Genomic DNA, 17,652 nt, shown 5'->3' with positions numbered 1-17,652 from the left:
TTCATCAAACAAGGGCTGTGACAGACGGACCGCACTTGAATACATCCTTGTACACAAGCCGGAACAGGCACAGTTCAGCAAGTGGCGTGCCAGTTTGGGAATGGATGTTTTTTGCGCCAAAACTCTGGAAATCGCCGACAAAATCCCCCATATCGTGAAAGGCGCACCATTTGTGCACAGCATGCCCCGCGCCATGCACCAGACTCGCCGCCAGCGGCGCGCGACGCGACCCCGTCCCACGCCCAGCAAGTGCCGCCTGGCTGAGGGTGTGCACCTGTCCTGCATCGTTACCAAGGAGAACTTTCATGAAGCATTGGCACCACCTGCTGTCCCACCGCATCGCCTTGCCCCTGGCCGCCGCCACGCTGGCCCTGGGCGCCCATGCCAAGACCCCGGCACAGTGGCAGGCGCTGACCGCGCCCGTGAAGATCAGCCTGGAGCAGGCCGTGCAGAACGCCACGCAGATGACGCCGGGCCAGGTGATCGAGATCGAGCTGGATGACGGCGACGGGGCCGGCGTGCGCTACGAGGCCCACATCCTCACGCCGCAGCAGCAGAGCATGGAGGTCTGGGTGGACGCGGTGACCGGCCAGGCCCGCCTGCACGAGAACGACGGCGCGGCCAAGCGCAAGGATGTGGAGCGCAGCCAGGCCGCCAAGATCGACATCCTGCAGGCCATCCGCGCTGCCACGGCACACACGCCCGGCAAGGCCATGAAGGCCGAGCTGGACAACCACTGGGGCACCATCAGCTACCAGGTCGATGTGCTGCAGGCCGACCACCGCCTGATGGAGGTCAAGCTGGATGCGGCCGACGGCAAGGTGCTGCGCGCCAAGCGCGACTGCCCCCCTTGTGACTGAACACCATCCCACCCCATGAACCGCACCCAAGCTGCACTGATCGCTGCGCTCACGGCCCTGCTCGGCTTTGCCGGCGGCTACTTCTTCTACGCCCACACCATGGCGCGCTACGACGCCGTCAGCAGCGTGTGCGTGGCCATGCAGGAGGCCGTGCGCCTGCAGATGCTGGCGCCCGAGCAGGTTCGCCAGCTGGGCATGGTCACGGGCAGCACGCTCAAGCGTGACCACCGTGCGGTGGCGGACAAGCTCAGCATCTCGGACCACAGCGCGCGCGAAGCCTCGCCCCAGTCCATGTGCAGCCAGTTCCTGCTGGGCGTGCACCAGTCACGCTGAGTCCCCGCGGGACCCACCTTGCCCCCGAAGCCTGCGCCTGGTGCGCAGGCTTTTTTACAGGCCGCCCCGGGCGATGCACCCAGCCGCTATAGTGCCTGCCGCAGGCGCTGCCGCCCGGTCACCGACAGGCAGCGCAGTCCAATGTATTCATAGCTGGCAGCGCAGTCTGGACCTGGTTTCCAACCATTTTTCTATTTGAAAACCTTGCAAAACGCGCGCTGCCTGCTCATCTTTCTGATAGCGCATCCAACCCCCTTTTTCGCATGAAACCCGCCATCCGCATCGTGGACGTAGACCGGCTCGACACCTGGAGCAAGTACAAGCCCGGCCTGTGCGACAGCTGCGCCGCCAACTGCTGCACCATGCCGCTGGAAGTGCAGCTGCCCGACCTGGTGCGCCTGGGACTGGTGGATGCGTTCGAGGTCGACAACGTCGACCACAAACTGATCGCCAAGCGCCTGCTCAAAGCCCGATTGATCGATCACTACAACCCCAAGCACAACATCTTCACCATGGCCCGCCGCGCCAGCGGGGACTGCAACTTTCTGGACGCCAGCACGCGCCGCTGCACGGTCTATGAACGGCGCCCCGAAACCTGCCGCCTGCACCCCAAGAAGGGCCCCAAGCCCGGCTGGTGCGCCTACGGCGACAAGCGCATGCGCTGAAGACCTTCTTTCCCCCTGATCCCCATGCACACCCTGCACCTGGCCACCGCCTGCCTGATCAACCCCGAACGCCAGCTGCTGGTCGTGCGCAAGCGCGGCAGCCCGTTCTGGATGCTGCCTGGCGGCAAGATCGACGCCGGGGAATCCGCACTCCAGGCCCTGCAGCGCGAACTGCAGGAAGAGCTGCAATGGCAGGCCCCCATGGACCGCCTGCAGCCCCTGGCCCACTTCGAGAACCGCGCCGCCAACGAGGCCGATACGCGCGTGCAGGCCCAGGTGTTCTACGCCCGGCTGGCGCACACGCCCGCCGTGCAGATCGCCGCCGAGATCGAGGCCATGGACTGGCTGGCGCTGGATGGCCCCCATCCCGCCACCCTGGCCCCGCTGCTGCACGAGCAGGTGCTGCCCGCGCTGCAGCAGTTGGCGGACTGAGCCAGCAGCGTGCCATCCATGCCTGGCAAGATGCCGACATGGATCATGAAACATCCCACACCGCCTGGAGCGATCAAGAAGTTGCTGTCGTTGTTCGCAGCTACCTCGACATGTTGACACTGGAGCTGGCGGGCCAGCGCTATCGCAAAAGCACCTACCGCGAGCAGGTGCTGGCACAGCTGTCCGGTCAACGCTCTTCCGGCGCCGTCGAATTCAAGTACTGCAACATCAGTGCGGTGATGCAGCTGTTGCAATACCCCAGCATCCAAGGCTACAAGCCCCGCAACAACTTTCAAAAAAGCCTGTTGCAAGAAGTGGAGCAGCAGGTGATGCAGCACCCGCATCTGGCGGCCACTGTGCAAGCCGCAGTGACCTTGCCCGCACACACACTGCCGCATCCTGCGTTTGACCATGCATGGCAAGCAGCCCCCGAAGCAACGCACCAGGTCAGTGAAACCAACGCTGCCTACGCCGTGCGCAGTCCTGCGCGCCGCGACTATCTGGCGCAAGAGGCACGCAACCAGGCGCTGGGCTTGGCCGGGGAGGAATTTGTTGTAGGTTACGAGCGCTGGAAACTGCAGCGCCATGGCCTGCCAGGTCTGGCCGACCGCGTAGAGCATGTGGCCGTCACCCTGGGCGACGGGTTGGGGTTTGATGTGCGCTCTTTTGACCTGGACGGCCAGGAATGCTGGATTGAGGTGAAAACCACCAGCTTTGCCAAGAACACCCCGTTCTACGTGACGCACAACGAGTTGGCGACGTCCCAGGCCGAAGCCGAAAAATTTCAGCTGTATCGGGTCTTCGAGTTTCGCAGGCAGCCCAAATTCTTTGCCTTGCCAGGCAATATCGCCAGCCATTGCACGCTGGACCCCGTGACCTACCGGGCTAGCCTCTAAGCAAGAGGCTCAGAGCAGTGTGCTGCTGCCAAGCGCAGACCATGCATTCACGGGGTCAGCCTCGCGCCTGAGCCCCCTCCAACTGCGGCACCAGCATAAAAAAAGCAGCCTTGCGGCTGCTTTTTTCAGGGTGTGCCCTGGCGGGGGATCAGGCCTCGTCGGAGAGATCGATCTCGGGGACTTCCACCTTGGTGGCCAGGATCTTGTCGATGATCTTGCCGTCCATGTCCACCACCTCGAACTCCCAGGCTTCCCAGACCACCTTGTCGGTCACGGCAGGTAGCTTGCCGGTCAGCAGCATCATCATGCCGCTCAGGGTCTGGTAGCGGCCCTTTTCCTCTTCGGGCACGGTCTTCAGGCCCAGGCGGTCCTTGAGTTCCACGACCGGGATGTGGCCGTCCAGCAGCCAGCTGCCATCCTCGCGCTCCACGGCCCAGGCGTCGCTGGGGTCCTCGGTCACGAACTCGCCGGTGATGGCCTCGGTCAGGTCACGCACGGTGACGATGCCTTGCACTTCGCCGTACTCGTCGATGACGAACGCCATGGGCGCGCCGGATTGCTTGAAGTTCTCCAGCAGCTCCATGCCGGTGATGGTTTCCGGGATGTAGATGGGCTTGTGGATCAGGTCCTTGGCGTCCTTGAGGTCACGCTGCCCCTTGAGGGCATGGGCCAGCCACTGGCGCGAGTTGATCACGCCCAGCAGGTTCTCAAAGTTGCCGTCGATCACGGGATAGCGCGCATGGTCCTGGGATTCCAGGATGGCCATGTTCTCTTCGAACGACAGGCTCACGTCCAGGCAGACCACGTCCGAGCGCGGCACCATCAGCGAGGAGATCTGGCGATCGTCCAGGCGGAACAGGTTGCGGATCATGGTGTGCTCGTTCTGCTCGATGGCACCCGAGGTGGTGCCTTCGGCCAGCACGGCGTGGATCTCGTCTTCCGTCACGCTGCTGTCGTTGGTCTGGCGCACGCCCAGCAGGCGCAGCAGGGCGAGGGTCGACCCCGTCAGCAGCAGCACAAAGGGCTTGGTCAGCTTGGCCAGCAGGTTGATGGGGCGGGCCACCAGACGGGCAATCGATTCGGGGTTGGTCTGTCCCAGGCGCTTGGGCACCAGTTCACCCACCACGATGGAGACATAGGTGATCAAGACCACCACCACGGCCGTGGACAAGGTGCTGGCGTAGTTGGACGCCATGCCCAGCTGCACCAGCCATTCCGCCATGGGCTGAGCCAGGGCGGCCTCACCAAAGATACCGTTCAGCACACCGATGGAAGTGATGCCGATCTGGATGGTGGACAGGAAGCGGGTGGGGTCTTCGCCGAGCTTCAGGGCGGCAGCTGCGGCGGAATCGCCCTCATCGATCAATTTTTGAAGCCTTGCCTTGCGTGCTGTGACCAGCGCGATTTCAGACATGGCAAACACGCCATTGAGCAGGATGAGGGCGATAAGTATAGGAATTTCCATGATGTGGTTGAGCGTCCTTTCAAACTCGCTCGGGGTAACAAAAACACTGCAAGGTTACTGGATAAATCCAAAATGCAGGCCCGCCAGGATGGCAAGCCCTAAAAGCACGCGGTAGATCACGAAGAAGCCGAAGCCCTTGTTGGAGATCAGCCGCATGAACCAGACGATGACCGCATAGCCCACGACAAAGGCGATCGCGGTCGCGATGAAGGTCAGCATCCATTGCTCGCCACTCATGGGATCGCGCTTGAACAGCAACTGGTAAAAGCCCGACAGCAGCACCGCCGGAATGGCCAGCAGGAAGGAAAAGCGCGCCGCCGCCTCGCGGGTCATGCCCAGCAGCAGGCCTGCAGTAATCGTGCCACCGGAACGTGACACGCCCGGGATCAGCGCCATGGCCTGGGCAAAGCCCAGCACGATGCCGTCACGCAAGCCCAACTGGCCAATCTGGCGCGTCTGGGTGCTGCGCTTTTCGGCCCAGCCCAGCAGAAGGCCGAAGACGATCAGCATCACGGCCGTCAGCGCCAGCGTGCGGAAGGTGGTTTCAATCCAGCTGCGCAGCAGCAGGCCCAGCACACAGATGGGGATGGTGCCCAGGATCACCAGCCAGGCCAGCTTGGCGTCGGGGTGCAGGGCTTCACCCGGGCGGCGGCTGCCAATCACGGGCAGGCTGGCAAACCAGGCCACCAGCATGCGCAGCACATCCTTGCGGAAGTAGATCAGCACCGCCAGTTCGGTCCCCAGCTGGTGATGGCGGTGAAGGCCGCGCCCGGATCGGCGCCACCGGGCAGCAAGGGACCCAGGATGCGCAGGTGAGCGCTGGAAGAGATGGGCAGGAATTCGGTCAGACCCTGGACCAGGCCCAGGATGAGGGCGTCCAGCCAGCCAAAAGTGGCGTTCATAGGAATCAGTGGAAAAAAGCGGAAACGGAGCGCTGTGCAGTGTAGCGCCCGGGCCTGCCACGCAGGCGGCGCCAACTCCCGGCCCCGCAGTGGCCAGGGGCCCTGCGAAACCTCGGCGCTGGGCGCCCGCCACCGCCGTCAACCGCCGCCGCCATGGCAGCTGCAGGCTTCAGCCCGCCGCATCGCGTGCCATGGCCGTTATTTTTTATACAAAACCTATCTCATCATCTTTATTTCATAAAAAAATACACAAGCATCCAAGTGCATCAGCGATGTTTGTCGGTGTTTTTGAAAACAAATACACAAAATTACAAGTCATCGCCACCAGAGGCACGGTCAAGAAATAATTTTTACAACAAAGCAATTGCATGCGCTGCAGCGTTGACCCCATCCATGCAGTATGGTGTGCCTGCACGCCGGCACCATCGCATGCAGCGCCCATCTGCACACAGACTGTGGATAACTTTGCACGCCAGAATGTGGACAAATTTTCCAACCCGCTTGGACTCTCTTTTTAATTTATCCACAGCTGCATGCATCCAGCAGGCTGTGCACAAAGATGTGTTGATTGAAAATATTTTTTCAACATCTTCACACCATGCTTCCCGGGATTTTCCACAGGGTTTATGCCACAGGGCGTGGTGCAATCCAGGTGGCATCCCAGGCACCGACAGGTTAACCATCCACAATCTATAATCAATTGTCCACAGCAGAGTGGCTGGCAGAAATTTGCCGGATGGTGCACTTGTCAGACCCTCTTTGGTGCTGAAAAAATCAGCAGAACATCCGATATCGCACAGGATGTTGATAAAGAAAAAGATGCATGTGGTGCTTTGCATCTGTATTGAAAACAATTTTTCAGTCTTCTTGGCCGGATTGCCCGGTCTGAAATTCCCGCAATGAGCCAAAAAAAATGGGCCACCGAGGCCCTGGAATCCTTTGACGCCGTCGTCGCTGCCATCCCGGGGTTCCGGGTGCGCGAGGGCCAACGCCAAATGGCGGCCCAGATCGCGCAGACCCTGGCGGCCGCCCAGCTCGGCAAGGTCGAAGAGGGGGCTCCGGAACCGAAAAAATCCATCGCCGTCGTCCAGGCGGGCACAGGGGTGGGCAAGTCGCTGGCCTATGCCGCCCCGGCCATCGCCATGGCCCTGGCGCGTGGCACGCGCGTGGTGATTTCCACGGCCACGGTGGCGCTGCAGGAGCAGCTGGTGAACAAGGACCTGCCGGCGCTGGCGCAGCAATTGCCGATGCCGTTCAAATTTGCGCTGGCCAAGGGGCGAGGCCGTTTTGTCTGCAAGCTCAAGCTGGAGCGCCTGGCCAGCTCGGGCGAAAACAGCGAGGACGCGGACGATCTGTTCGCCGAAGAGGCGGCCGAGCAGCGCAAGGCGCGGCCCCGCGCCGAGACCGAGGCGCGCATGCAGTTCTATGCCTCGATGGCCGATGCCCTGGCCAGCGGCGAATGGAACGGCGACCGCGACAGCCTGCCCAATCCGCCCGAAGCCGAGGCCTGGGGCCCCGTGGCGGCCGAGGGCAGCTCCTGCACCGGCAAGCATTGCCCGGTGTTTTCCAGCTGCACCTACTACGAGCGCCGCAAGGACATGGTGGCGGCGCAAGTCATTGTCGCCAACCATGATTTGCTGCTGTCCAGCCTGGGCGCGCGCCTGCTGCCGGAGCTCAGCGACAGCCTGCTGATCCTGGACGAGGCCCACCACCTGCCGCAGACGGCGCTGTCGCAGTTCGCCTGCGACATGGACCTCAGCCGCCTGCAATGGATCGACAAGCTGGCCAGCCGCGCCCTGCGCGTGGGCCAGCTGATGGAGGTGGACGAGCTGGCCGACATCGCAGGCCACAGCAGCGGCCTGCGCGAGCACCTGAGCGAGCTGGCGCGCCTGGTGATGGAGACCTATGGCGACACCCTCAAGGGCCAGCGCGATCGCTTCGGCCCGGCCCGTGTGCGCGTGCCACGCGGCGATCTGCCCCCGGCCCTGCTGGATCCACTGGCCCAGGTCATGCACCACGCCAGCGGCTTTCTGGACGTGCTGCGGGCCATTGCCAAGGCCCTGAAGGCCGAGATCAAGGACAAGCCCGATGAAGCCCAGCGCCTGTCCCAGCTGTACGCCCAGGTCGGCACGCTGGCGCCGCGCCTGGAGGCCGTGCACGATACGGCCCAGCTGCTGAGCCAGCAGCCCGAGACGCGCGAGGACGGCTCCGAGAGCGTGCCCAACGCCAAATGGTTCACCGTGGAGGTGGAGGGCGACTACATCGTCGTCAAGGCCCATGCCAGCCCCATCCTGCCCGGCGCCACGCTGCGCCACCACCTGTGGAGCCAGGTGCGCGGCGCGGTGCTGACCAGTGCCACGCTGACCAGCTGCGGCAGCTTCGACTTCTTCCTGCGCGAGGCCGGCCTGCACGGCGATGCGGCCGTGCAGACGCTGGAGGTGGCCAGCCCCTTCGACTATGCGGCCCAGGGCACGCTGGTGGCGCACCAGACTCGGGCCGACCCGCGCGAAGCCGCCGCCTTCACGCAGGAGATGGTGGAGCGGCTATTGCACGACCTGAGCCAGGTGCAGGCCGGGGCGCTGGTGCTGTTCACCTCGCGCGACCAGATGCGCCAGGCCGTCGATGCACTGCCCACGGCCATGCGCAGCCAGGTGCTGGTGCAGACGGCCATGCCGCGCGCCATGCTGCTGGCCGACCACCGCCAGCGCGTGGAACAGGGCCTGCCCAGCATCATCTTCGGCATGCAGTCCTTCGGCGAAGGCCTGGATCTGCCGGGCGCACTGTGCGAGTCGCTGTTTATCACCAAGCTGCCGTTTGCCCCACCGGACGACCCGGTGGGCGAGTCGCGCGCCGAGTGGCTGCGCACCAGCGGGCGCAACCCGTTCAACGAACTGGTCGTGCCCGCCACCGCCATCCGCCTGGCGCAGTGGGTGGGCCGCGCCATCCGCACCGAGGAGGACCAGGCCCACGTCTACTGCTACGACCGCCGCCTGGTGGCCACCAGCTACGGCCAGCAGTTGCTCAACGGCCTGCCACCGTTCACGCTGGAAAAGCGCGCCGCGTAGGCGCGGCCGGCGCTGTGCACACCGCCGTGGCGGTGACCCGCCACCGGCCTGAAGCCGCGGAGGCCGCCGATGCGGCGCCGTGGGCACCCCGGCGGCACCACGCTGCCGCAGAAGCAACCATGGCCCGCGGCACGGCCGGCAATACGACCCAGCATGCCAGCGGGGGTCCTGCACGGTGCGACCTTGCAGCGCCAGCCCGCAATCCGGCCAGGGACTGCGGCCTGCCCAGATCGCTAAAAAAGGAGCTGTTTGCGCGCAATATGACTTGCATTCAAGACTAAATCGCTTGGAATTCAAGAAATCACCTACGCTGGCAGCTATTCATTTCATACCACTTGCACCGATCCAGAGAGGGATTGCCATGAGCGCCACCGAGTTTCCAGCCTGCCCCCAATGCGGCCAGCCCAACACCTACCCCGACGCGGACCTGTTCATCTGCCCCGACTGCGCCCATGAATGGTCGGCGCAGGCCACCGCGGACGAGGACGACACCGGCCCGCGCGTCATCAAGGACGCCCACGGCACGCCCCTGGCCGATGGCGACAGCGTGATCCTGGTGAAGGACCTGAAGGTCAAGGGCTCATCCACCGTGATCAAGAAGGGCAGCAAGATCAAGGGCATCCGGCTGGTCTACGACAACGGCGACCACGACGTGGACTGCAAGACCGAGCAGGGGCCTTTCATCCTCAAGTCGGAATTCCTGAAAAAGGCCTGAAGCAGGTCTTGAAAACCATAGCTGCCAGCGCTTGCCATATGAGCGCTGGACGGCAAAAACATATCAAAACGCCAGGCCTGCGGCCCACCCGCTGCAGCCTGGCGTTGGCATTTTCAGGTGCACAACATGGCAGATAACTGTATATTTATACAGTGGACCTGCAAAACAAACTCGCCATCCTGGCGGATGCCGCCAAATACGATGCTTCCTGTGCCTCCAGCGGCAGTGCCCAGCGCACGGCACAGGCGGGCGGCATCGGCTCGACCGCCGGCATGGGCATCTGCCACAGCTGGACGCCCGACGGGCGCTGCGTGTCGCTGCTCAAGATCCTGCTGACCAACTTCTGCCTCTACGACTGCAAGTACTGCGTCAACCGCGTCAGCTCCAACATCCCGCGCGCCCGCTTCTCGGTGGCCGAGGTGGTGCAGCTCACGCTCGACTTCTACCGGCGCAACTGCATCGAGGGCCTGTTCCTGTCCAGCGGCATCATCCGCAGCCCCGACTACACCATGGAGCAGTTGGTCGGCGTGGCCCGCAGCCTGCGCCTGGAGCATGGCTTTCACGGCTACATCCACCTCAAGACCATCCCCGACGCCGATCCGGCCCTGCTGGCCCAGGCCGGCCTGTACGCCGACCGCCTGAGCATCAACATCGAACTGCCCACGGTGCAGGGCCTGGCACAGCTGGCACCCGAGAAAAGCAGCGCCAGCATCCACCACGGCATGGGCCAGCTGCACCAGCACATCCGCAGCGCCCAGGCCGAGCGCCAGTCCGCGGCCCGCAGCGCCATCGTCTCGCGCCCCCAGGCACGCCGCACGCGGCCGGCCCGGCCCCCGGCCTTTGCGCCCGGCGGGCACAGCACGCAGATGATCGTCGGTGCCGACGCGGCGGACGACGGCGACATCATCCTCACCAGCGCCCGCCTCTACAGCGGCTATGGCCTGCGCCGCGTCTACTACTCGGCGTTCAGCCCCATCCCCGACGCCAGCGCCGAGCTGCCGCTGATCGCCCCACCGCTGGTGCGCGAGCACCGGCTGTACCAGGCCGACTGGCTGGTGCGCTTCTACGGCTTCGAGGCCGGCGAGCTGGTGCCCGCAGGTGCCCCCGGCCAGCGCATGCTGTCGCTGGAGCACGACCCCAAGCTGGCCTGGGCCCTGGCCCACCGCGAGCGCTTTCCCGTCAACCTCAACACCGCCGCGCGCGAGCTGCTGCTGCGCGTGCCCGGCCTGGGCGTGCTGTCGGTCGACAAGCTGCTGGCCGCGCGGCGCTGGCGCCAGCTGCGCCGGGCCGACCTGGAACGCCTGCGCGTGCCCTGCGCCCGGATCCTGCCGTTCGTGGAATGCCTGGACTGGCACCCCGGCCGCAGCCTGGACGATCCCCGGCTGGCCCGCCGCCTGGTCCAGCCCGTGGCCCCGCAGCCGCAGCAAGCCAGCCTGTTCTGAGCCATGGACCGCCAGCACCTCATCCTGCCCGGCGACGGCACCGATTTCGCGCACTGGCGCCGCCTGGCCAGGTGGCTGTGGGCGCAGCAGGTGCCACCGCAGTTGGTGGAATGGCAGACCGAAGCGGCCCACGGCCAGCACCCCGACCTGTTCACGCCCACGCCGCAGGTCACCCCCTGCGAGGATCTGCCGCCGACGCAGCAGCGCCCGCTGACCGTGCCGCGCTGGTGGCCGGAGCTGGCCGAGCACGCGCTGCTGCACCACAGCCCCGAGCGCTTTGCCCTGCTGTACCGCCTGCTGTGGCGCATGCAGCACACACCCAGCGTGCGCCACGATCCCCTGGATGCCGACCGCGTGCACCTGCAGTACCTGTGCAAGGCCGTGCGCCGGGAGGTGCACCAAATGCATGCCTTCGTGCGCTTTCGCCCCGTGGCCCTGGCCGATGCCCTGCACGACGGCAGCGGCCCGCTGCACGTGGCCTGGTTCGAGCCCCAGCACCACATCGTGCATGCCGTGGCCCCCTTCTTTGTCGGCCGCTTCAGCAACATGCGCTGGGCCATCCTGACGCCCCAGGCCTGCCTGCGCTGGTGGCCCCAGGCGCCCAGCGTGGCGGCGCTGGCCGACCACGGCATTGCCCCGCAGCAGGCCTTGCAACCCCTGGCAGGGCGGCCGGGTGTGCTCAGCTGGGGGCCCGGTGCCCGTGCCGATGCCGCACCGCCCGCCGATGCCGGCGAGGCCCTGTGGCTGACCTATTACGCCCACATCTTCAATCCCGCGCGCCTGAAAGTGGCCACCATGTGCCGGGAAATGCCCCGCCACTACTGGGCCCACCTGCCCGAGGCACAGCTCATCACCCCGCTGGTCCAGGCGGCCCAGGCCCGCAGCGCGGCCATGCTGGCCAGTGCCCCGTCCATGCCCCAGCGCAAGCTGCCACGCCGCGCCTGAGGGCCTGTGGTGGCTGCTGGCCGCCTCGCCCACCAGGGCAGCTTGCGGGGGAGTGCCAGCCACTGTGCCCAGGCTGCAGGGCCTGGGTGCCCCCGTTGGGCAGTGGCCCACCACCAGCATTGAATTTTTTTGAATGCCCTTGCCGCGGTGCAGTAGCGCGATCGCCCCAGTTATCCAGAGGCTGGGATAACTTCCTGTGGACAGAAGCACCTTCCAGGATAAGTCCCGTCCCCAGCGTGGCAAGCAACTGAAAAACCGTTTTCAAGCGCAGCGCGTAGGAAACGTGATCCTGCACACCAGGCGTGGCGGTCTTTGCCTGTCCCACCAACCGCTTACGTGCTCCGCATGATCGGGATCCTGCCCCTGCGGTGCTTGCCTCTGACTTGTTCTTTGTTTTTTTTAATAAGGATAGTAGGTAGTAGTAAGCATCCCCAGGGATTGTGGACAACTGCACTTTTCATCCGGATATCAAGCACTTGTGTCCCTGCCAATCATGTGGGGCAGGCCCTGTTCCTGCTGTCCTGCATTCAGGGATAACTTCCCGATGGCGTGTTTTTTGTGGATATCTCGTTTTTTCAAAACGATTTATCCACATGGCCTGCTTGTCTCTGATGTAACTTTGTTTTTGCTATTTTTTCTTGTCAATACGTCACATATTGCTATTTTTTTTGATGTGAATAACTGAAATGGACGGTGTTTTACGCAGAACCGTCCCCACTGTGAACAGCACATCCGCCGGCGCCAGGCTGAATACCGGAAAAAAACGGAACACTGAAAAAAATGCAACAACGGAAAAGGCGCGAATTTTTTCGCGCGGTAATTATCTCTATGTCTTCTATTTTTAATTGGTAGTAATAGTAGGGATGGGCTGTGGGTGTGGATAAGGTGAAATACTTTTTTCAGATCAAGGACTTGCCCTTGCCCAAACCATGTGTCTGAACCCAGGGACGGTGACGACCGGATTTGGGTACAAGTTGCAGCGGCTGGAAACGCTTGTGGATAAACAGCAGGTTGCTATTTTTTTCTACCCACGTTTATCCACAGGCCCTGGCCAGGGCGGCGAGCGGCTGGTGGCGCCACGTAATCGCGTTACAAAAATGAGAGCATATCGGGCTTGTAATCTAATTACAGGGAAAACCCGGAGTTACCAAAACCCCTGCGTGGATGCAGCAAGTGCTTGTTTTGATGGAGTTTTGTCGGGTTACCGGAATCCGCGGTCGACCGTGCGGGCAGGCGGACCCGGGTGTGGTGTACCAGTGGGGAGGGCGGGACCTCCGGATGTCGGGGCGGTGCCGGCCAGCGGCGTGCTACAGGCCATGCACACCCTGGACATGGCCTGCGCGCGGTGTGCGCAACTGAAAAAACTTTTGCAGTCCGGGGCGCAACCGGCGAAAAAAAGCAGGTCCTGGGACCTGCTGGGTGGGAGTGGAGGGGGCTTATGCGCCACGGCCCATGGGTTGGCCGACGGGGCCGTGGGGGTGGCCGGGCTGGTGGCCCATGCGCTCGCCCTGGCCGCCACGGTGGAACTTGCCGGGGCGGTGGGCCGTCAGTTCGTCGAAGGCCTTTTGCTGGCTGGGATTCAGGCTGTTGTAGAAGCTGCGGGTGGCTTGGTCACGCTGTTCGGCGTGGGCCGTGTGTTCCTTGCGCATCTTCTGGGCCAGATCCAGGCGCTCGGGGGTGGTCAGCTTGCGCAGGTCGGGGCGCTCGCCCGCAGCGGGGCGGGGCTGTGGCGTGGTGGCCTGCACATACTTGTCCCAGGCGGCTTGCTGGTTGGGCTGCAGCTGCAAAAGGGTTTTCATGCGCTCGGTGCGTTCGGCGTGCCGCTTGGCAAAGTCGGGCGCTGGTGGCGCGCTGCCGGTGCGGTGGCGGCTGGGCCGGCCGTGGGGGCGGCGGGTTGGGCCGAAGCCGGCAGTGCAAACGCACCGGCCAGGGCGGCGGCTGCGACAGCGGCGGTCAGGCTACGTGGGAAGAGGGCCATGGTGTACTCCTTGGTGGTGGTTTCCATCGGATCTGCCAAGAGGTTCGGCAGTGCATGGCTGCAAGTGTGCGGTTTCTGTGTAAGCCGTTGGTGAGGCTTTGCTGCTGCTGTGTAAAGTAATACAAAGCTGGGTTGTCGCGCCGCGGTCAGGCGGTGGGTGGTTGTAAGTGTTTTTGCCACCCAAGCCAGGCAGAACGGGCGCTGACAGCTCTTATTTTCATGACGGAACGGCCCGCAGGCCGGGCCCCGTCACAGACTTTGATGCAGATTCAGGAAAAGGTGGCTGCGTGTTCAAGAACATGATCGTGTACCGCATTGCGGCGCAATGGCAGGGCTCGCTGGAGCAGGTGGAAGCGGCGCTGCAGAAGGCGCCATTCCAGCCCTGTGGTGCCACACAGGAGCAGTCGTCGGGCTGGGTGCCGCCACGCGGCGAGGCCCACGGCCTGCTGGCCGAAAGCGTGGGCGGACAGTGGATCCTGCGCTTCATGAGCGAATCCAAGATGCTGCCGGCCAGCGTGCTGAACCGCAAGGTGCAGGAAAAGGCCGATGCCATCGAGCTGGAGTTTGGCCGCAAGCCGGGCAAGAAGGAAAAGCGCGACCTCAAGGACGAGGCCAAGCTGGACCTGCTGCCCATGGCCTTCACCAAGCAGACCAGCATGTGGGTGTGGATCGACCCCCAGGCCCAGCTGCTGGTGCTGGACACCGGTGCCCAGGGCAAGGCCGACGAGGTGGTGAGCCTGCTGGTGGAAAGCCTGCAGGGCTTTGGCGTGGCCCTGGTGGACACTCAGACCAGCGCCCAGGCGGCGATGGCGCACTGGCTGCTGACACAGGAAGCGCCGGCGGGCTTTTCCATCGACCGCGAATGCGAGCTCAAGGCCGCCGACGAGTCCAAGGCCGTGGTGCGCTATGCCCGCCATCCGCTGGACATCGACGAGGTCAAGCAGCACGTGGAACACGGCAAGCTGCCCACCAAGCTGGCCATGACCTGGGACGAGCGCGTCAGCTTTGTGCTGACCGATGCCCTGCAGGTCAAGAAGATCGCGCTGCTGGATGCCGTGCTGGACCAGGCTGGCGACGAGGGGGGCTTTGACACCGATGTAGCGATTGCCACCGGCGAGCTGAGCAAGCTGATCCCCGACCTGTTCACGGCCCTGGGCGGCGAAGGTCGCACCGCCGTGGGCGATGCGGTGGGCACTGCCTTGCCTGCCGGCCGCAAGGGTGTGGTGACCGGCGCCGCGAGCGCACCGGCGGACACGGCCCCGGAAGAGGCGCCGTTCTAAGGGCAGCCCACGCAGGCCTGGGGGTGTGGTGGCTGGGCCGGGTCGTACGCACGTCCGGTCCGCGGCTGCGCACCTCGTCTCTAGCGCCCATCTCCGAGGAACGGGGTTGTGTGGGCCGCTTGAAGATCACAGGCCCCAGGTCTGGCTGGCCGCAGCGGGGGCTGGGGGCGTTCAGTGCAGGGCGCTGCCGGGGCGCCCACCCCGGGGGTGGCGCAACTGCTTGTCGTGGTACATGGCGTGGTCGGCCTGCTGCAGTGCCTGGTCGACGCTGAAGTCGCCGGACACCGGTACCACGCCCACGCTGGCGCCAGGGTAGTGCAGGTTGCCCCCCTGGGGCAGCACCAGGTCGCAGACCGAGGCTGCGCGCAGCCGCTGCTCCAGCCCCTGCTGCGCCACGGCCACCTCGCGCGCCGTGCCGTCGACCGGCGTGACCACCACAAACTCATCCCCGCCCATGCGGGCCACCATGTCGCCCGCACGCAGGCTGTGGTGCAGCTGCTGTGCCAGGGTGCGCAGCAACAGGTCGCCCGCCGCATGGCCGTGGCGGTCGTTCACGGCCTTGAAGCCGTCCAGGTCGATGAAGGCCACCAGCACGCTGCTTTGCGTGCGCTGGGCGCGCGCCAGCAGGCGCTGCAGCTCCTCGCGCAGCGCGGCGCGGTTGGGCAACTGGGTCAGCGGGTCGGTGAACGCCTGGTGGGCCAGCTGCGCGTTGTGGGCCTGCAGGCGTTGCAGCAGCTGTTCGCGCTCCACATGCTGGGCGATCAGCTTGGCAAACAGCTGCAGCACGCTTTCGGTGTCCGGCGGCAGCAGGGTGGTCTGGGCGCTGGCTGCGCACAAGGTGCCGTACAGGTGGCCGTCCGACATGCGCACGGGCGCGCTGACATAGGTCTGGATCCCCAGTGCCCGTGCCGCCTGCGAGTCACCCCAGCATTCGGCCACATCCGTGGTGCACATGCGCCCTCGCTCAGGGCGCGCCGGCACAGCGTGTCCTGCCACGGCACGGACAGGCCTTCGGGGATCTGCATCTGCCGCGTGTTGCGTGCATAGAGGACGTGCTGCAAGTCCTGCTCCAGATCGATGCGGGTGAGCTAGGTGGACTCCAGCTGGGTGACCTGCTCCAGCATTTCCAACAGCGGGCGGACCAATTCTTCCTGGCTCTGGGCCTGGTGCAAAGAATGGGAGAGGCGAGTCAGCAGGGGATCCATGGCAAACAACCGTCAGCGTGCCGCAGGGGCGTGGGGAAGGGACATCGGAACCGCCGAGCATAGTGGCTGTCGCGCGCTGTCTGGACCATGCTTTCCGCCGTACTGGCAGGGTTTTCGCGTGGGGGCGGGGGCAGTTTTCAGAAACAGGAGCTGCTTGCGCAGACTGCGTGCGGGCCAGCGCCTGAAAAGATGTGGAATGGTGCAGCCCCGCGCCGGCAGCCCGGATGTGCCAGTCCCGGGACCTGCCGGAGCGGGGTGGCGGCGCTTAGACGCGCTCGAAGATGGCGGCAATCCCCTGGCCGCCGCCGATGCACATGGTCACCAGGGCATAGCGGCCGCCGGTGCGCTGCAGCTCGTAGATGGCCTTGGTGGTGATGATGGCACCGGTGGCGCCCACGGGGTGGCCCAGGGAGATGCCCGAGCCGTTGGGGTTGACCTTGGCGGGGTCCAGGCCCAGCTCCTGCGTGACGGCGCAGGCCTGGGCGGCAAAGGCCTCGTTGGCCTCGATCACGTCCATGTCCTGGACCTTCAGGCCGGTGCGTGCCAGCACCTTCTGGGTGGCCGGCACGGGACCGATGCCCATGTAGGCCGGATCGACCCCGGCGTGGGCATAGCCCACCAGGCGGGCCAGGGGCTTGACCCCCAGGGCGGCCAGGCGGTCGCCGGCCACCAGGGTGACGGCCGCGGCGCCGTCGTTGATGCCCGAGGCATTGCCGGCGGTGACGCTGCCGCCTTCCTTCTTGAACGCCGGCTTCATGCCGGCCAGCACCTCCAGCGTGGTGCTGGCGCGCACGTGCTCGTCGGTGTCGAACAGCACCGTGCCTTTGCGCGTGGAAATTTCCACGGGCACGATCTGTTCCTGGAAGCGCCCGGCTGCGATGGCGGTCGCGGCGCGCTGCTGGCTGGTGAGGGCCAGGGCGTCCTGCATCTCGCGGCTGATCTTGTAGCGCTCGGCCACGTTCTCGGCCGTGATGCCCATGTGCATCTTCTGCCAGGGATCGTGCAGGATGCCCAGCATGTAGTCGATGCTCTTGGCATCGCCCATGCGTGCGCCCCAGCGTGCGGCCTGGTCAAAGTAGGGGCCGCGGCTCATGGATTCGGAACCACCGCCGATGGCCACGTCGCAATCCCCCAGGGCGATGGCCTGGGCCGCCGAGACGATGGCCTGCAGGCCGGATCCGCACAGGCGGTTGACGTTGAAGGCCGGGGTCTCGATCGGGCAGCCCGCGTCGATGGCGGCCACGCGCGACAGGTAGGCGTCCTTGGTATCGGTGGGAATCACATTGCCCATCACCACATGGCCGACGGCGGCGGGGTCCAGGCCGGAACGTGCGATGGCGGCCTTGACGGCGGTGGTCGCCAGCTGGGTGTTGGCAACGTCTTTCAGGCTGCCGCCAAAAGTGCCAATGGCGGTGCGGGCGGCGCTGACGACAAAAATCTCGCGGGTGCTCATGCGGTGTCTCCAAGAA

The 17,652-nt window shown here is 64.9% G+C and carries 16 protein-coding genes and 2 pseudogenes; 10 read left to right on the top strand and 8 right to left on the bottom strand.

Annotated features, from left to right (window positions below; all coding sequences use genetic code 11):
- Positions 1–4: 4 nt before the first annotated feature.
- Positions 5–307 carry a hypothetical protein gene (locus SJH88_RS06405; RefSeq protein ID WP_274753942.1) on the bottom strand — a complete coding sequence of 101 codons (303 nt, stop codon included), beginning with the start codon at positions 305–307 and terminating at the stop codon, positions 5–7.
- Here SJH88_RS06405 and SJH88_RS06400 point away from each other — a divergent pair.
- From SJH88_RS06400 to SJH88_RS06380, 5 genes are all read left to right on the top strand, one after another.
- Positions 306–860 carry a PepSY domain-containing protein gene (locus SJH88_RS06400; protein WP_274753941.1) on the top strand — a complete coding sequence of 185 codons (555 nt, stop codon included), beginning with the start codon at positions 306–308 and terminating at the stop codon, positions 858–860. The two genes, SJH88_RS06405 and SJH88_RS06400, sit on opposite strands and share 2 nt — an antisense overlap.
- Before the next feature lie 15 nt (positions 861–875).
- On the top strand, positions 876–1,193 hold the full coding sequence (locus SJH88_RS06395) for a hypothetical protein (RefSeq protein ID WP_042412082.1): 318 nt from the start codon (positions 876–878) through the stop codon (positions 1,191–1,193).
- A gap of 263 nt (positions 1,194–1,456) precedes the next feature.
- Entirely contained in the window at positions 1,457–1,858 is a 402-nt protein-coding gene (locus SJH88_RS06390; protein WP_043378377.1) for a YkgJ family cysteine cluster protein, read from the top strand.
- Positions 1,859–1,882: 24 nt separating this feature from the next.
- Positions 1,883–2,290 carry an NUDIX hydrolase gene (locus SJH88_RS06385; protein WP_274753940.1) on the top strand — a complete coding sequence of 136 codons (408 nt, stop codon included), beginning with the start codon at positions 1,883–1,885 and terminating at the stop codon, positions 2,288–2,290.
- Positions 2,291–2,328: 38 nt separating this feature from the next.
- Complete coding sequence (locus SJH88_RS06380) at positions 2,329–3,186, top strand: protein NO VEIN domain-containing protein (protein WP_274753939.1); 858 nt, start codon at positions 2,329–2,331, stop codon at positions 3,184–3,186.
- Between the two features lie 148 nt (positions 3,187–3,334).
- Here SJH88_RS06380 and SJH88_RS06375 read toward each other — a convergent pair whose 3' ends face one another.
- The 3 genes and pseudogenes from SJH88_RS06375 to SJH88_RS06365 form a co-directional block, all read right to left on the bottom strand.
- On the bottom strand, positions 3,335–4,651 hold the full coding sequence (locus SJH88_RS06375) for a hemolysin family protein (RefSeq protein WP_042412076.1): 1,317 nt from the start codon (positions 4,649–4,651) through the stop codon (positions 3,335–3,337).
- Between the two features lie 54 nt (positions 4,652–4,705).
- Positions 4,706–5,553: pseudogene (locus SJH88_RS06370) on the bottom strand (undecaprenyl-diphosphate phosphatase).
- A gap of 350 nt (positions 5,554–5,903) precedes the next feature.
- Positions 5,904–6,392, bottom strand: coding sequence for a hypothetical protein (locus SJH88_RS06365; protein ID WP_274753938.1), 489 nt, complete (start codon positions 6,390–6,392; stop codon positions 5,904–5,906).
- A gap of 60 nt (positions 6,393–6,452) precedes the next feature.
- On the opposite strand from SJH88_RS06365, the gene dinG reads away from it, so the two are divergent.
- The 4 genes from dinG (at position 6,453) to SJH88_RS06345 (ending at position 11,720) form a co-directional block, all read left to right on the top strand.
- The gene (gene dinG, locus SJH88_RS06360; RefSeq protein ID WP_081770598.1) at positions 6,453–8,618 is read left to right on the top strand and encodes an ATP-dependent DNA helicase DinG; all 2,166 of its coding nucleotides are present in this window, start codon (positions 6,453–6,455) and stop codon (positions 8,616–8,618) included.
- A gap of 361 nt (positions 8,619–8,979) precedes the next feature.
- Positions 8,980–9,333: a zinc ribbon domain-containing protein YjdM gene (locus SJH88_RS06355; RefSeq protein WP_234687311.1), complete on the top strand. Its 354-nt coding sequence runs from the start codon at positions 8,980–8,982 to the stop codon at positions 9,331–9,333.
- Between the two features lie 152 nt (positions 9,334–9,485).
- On the top strand, positions 9,486–10,775 hold the full coding sequence (locus SJH88_RS06350) for a putative DNA modification/repair radical SAM protein (protein ID WP_274753937.1): 1,290 nt from the start codon (positions 9,486–9,488) through the stop codon (positions 10,773–10,775).
- A 3-nt stretch (positions 10,776–10,778) separates the two neighbouring features.
- Positions 10,779–11,720, top strand: a complete 942-nt coding sequence (locus SJH88_RS06345) for a TIGR03915 family putative DNA repair protein (RefSeq protein ID WP_274753936.1) — start codon at positions 10,779–10,781, stop codon at positions 11,718–11,720.
- Between the two features lie 1,436 nt (positions 11,721–13,156).
- On the opposite strand, the gene SJH88_RS06340 is transcribed toward SJH88_RS06345, so the two are convergent.
- The gene (locus SJH88_RS06340) at positions 13,157–13,519 is read right to left on the bottom strand and encodes a Spy/CpxP family protein refolding chaperone (protein WP_274753935.1); all 363 of its coding nucleotides are present in this window, start codon (positions 13,517–13,519) and stop codon (positions 13,157–13,159) included.
- Positions 13,516–13,698: a hypothetical protein gene (locus SJH88_RS06335; protein ID WP_274753934.1), complete on the bottom strand. Its 183-nt coding sequence runs from the start codon at positions 13,696–13,698 to the stop codon at positions 13,516–13,518. The genes SJH88_RS06340 and SJH88_RS06335 overlap by 4 nt, the downstream gene beginning before the upstream one ends.
- Positions 13,699–13,985: 287 nt before the next feature.
- Here SJH88_RS06335 and SJH88_RS06330 point away from each other — a divergent pair, with 287 nt between their 5' ends.
- Entirely contained in the window at positions 13,986–14,978 is a 993-nt protein-coding gene (locus SJH88_RS06330) for a recombination-associated protein RdgC (RefSeq protein ID WP_274753933.1), read from the top strand.
- 171 nt (positions 14,979–15,149) lie between these two features.
- Here SJH88_RS06330 and SJH88_RS06325 read toward each other — a convergent pair.
- A pseudogene (locus tag SJH88_RS06325) lies at positions 15,150–16,057 on the bottom strand (sensor domain-containing diguanylate cyclase).
- Between the two features lie 391 nt (positions 16,058–16,448).
- Positions 16,449–17,636 (bottom strand): acetyl-CoA C-acyltransferase family protein, encoded by a 1,188-nt coding sequence (locus tag SJH88_RS06320; protein WP_274753931.1) that lies wholly within the window; start codon positions 17,634–17,636, stop codon positions 16,449–16,451.
- Positions 17,637–17,652: the final 16 nt, after the last annotated feature.

The sequence above is a fragment of the Comamonas sp. GCA5 genome (genome assembly GCF_036541385.1).
Taxonomy (GTDB): domain Bacteria; phylum Pseudomonadota; class Gammaproteobacteria; order Burkholderiales; family Burkholderiaceae_C; genus Comamonas; species Comamonas aquatica.
Note: the sequence above shows the minus strand (reverse complement) of the source record. Positions and strands in the feature narration are given on the sequence as shown.

Coding starts and splice junctions, on each gene's coding strand:
- SJH88_RS06385 (WP_274753940.1), top strand. CDS start 1,883: ATGCACACCCTGCACCTGGCCACCGCCTGCCTGATCAACCCCGAACGC.
- SJH88_RS06320 (WP_274753931.1), bottom strand. CDS start 17,636: ATGAGCACCCGCGAGATTTTTGTCGTCAGCGCCGCCCGCACCGCCATT.
- SJH88_RS06395 (WP_042412082.1), top strand. CDS start 876: ATGAACCGCACCCAAGCTGCACTGATCGCTGCGCTCACGGCCCTGCTC.
- SJH88_RS06345 (WP_274753936.1), top strand. CDS start 10,779: ATGGACCGCCAGCACCTCATCCTGCCCGGCGACGGCACCGATTTCGCG.
- SJH88_RS06400 (WP_274753941.1), top strand. CDS start 306: ATGAAGCATTGGCACCACCTGCTGTCCCACCGCATCGCCTTGCCCCTG.
- dinG (WP_081770598.1), top strand. CDS start 6,453: ATGAGCCAAAAAAAATGGGCCACCGAGGCCCTGGAATCCTTTGACGCC.
- SJH88_RS06380 (WP_274753939.1), top strand. CDS start 2,329: ATGGATCATGAAACATCCCACACCGCCTGGAGCGATCAAGAAGTTGCT.
- SJH88_RS06365 (WP_274753938.1), bottom strand. CDS start 6,392: ATGCAAAGCACCACATGCATCTTTTTCTTTATCAACATCCTGTGCGAT.
- SJH88_RS06335 (WP_274753934.1), bottom strand. CDS start 13,698: ATGGCCCTCTTCCCACGTAGCCTGACCGCCGCTGTCGCAGCCGCCGCC.
- SJH88_RS06405 (WP_274753942.1), bottom strand. CDS start 307: ATGAAAGTTCTCCTTGGTAACGATGCAGGACAGGTGCACACCCTCAGC.
- SJH88_RS06375 (WP_042412076.1), bottom strand. CDS start 4,651: ATGGAAATTCCTATACTTATCGCCCTCATCCTGCTCAATGGCGTGTTT.
- SJH88_RS06355 (WP_234687311.1), top strand. CDS start 8,980: ATGAGCGCCACCGAGTTTCCAGCCTGCCCCCAATGCGGCCAGCCCAAC.
- SJH88_RS06390 (WP_043378377.1), top strand. CDS start 1,457: ATGAAACCCGCCATCCGCATCGTGGACGTAGACCGGCTCGACACCTGG.
- SJH88_RS06340 (WP_274753935.1), bottom strand. CDS start 13,519: ATGAAAACCCTTTTGCAGCTGCAGCCCAACCAGCAAGCCGCCTGGGAC.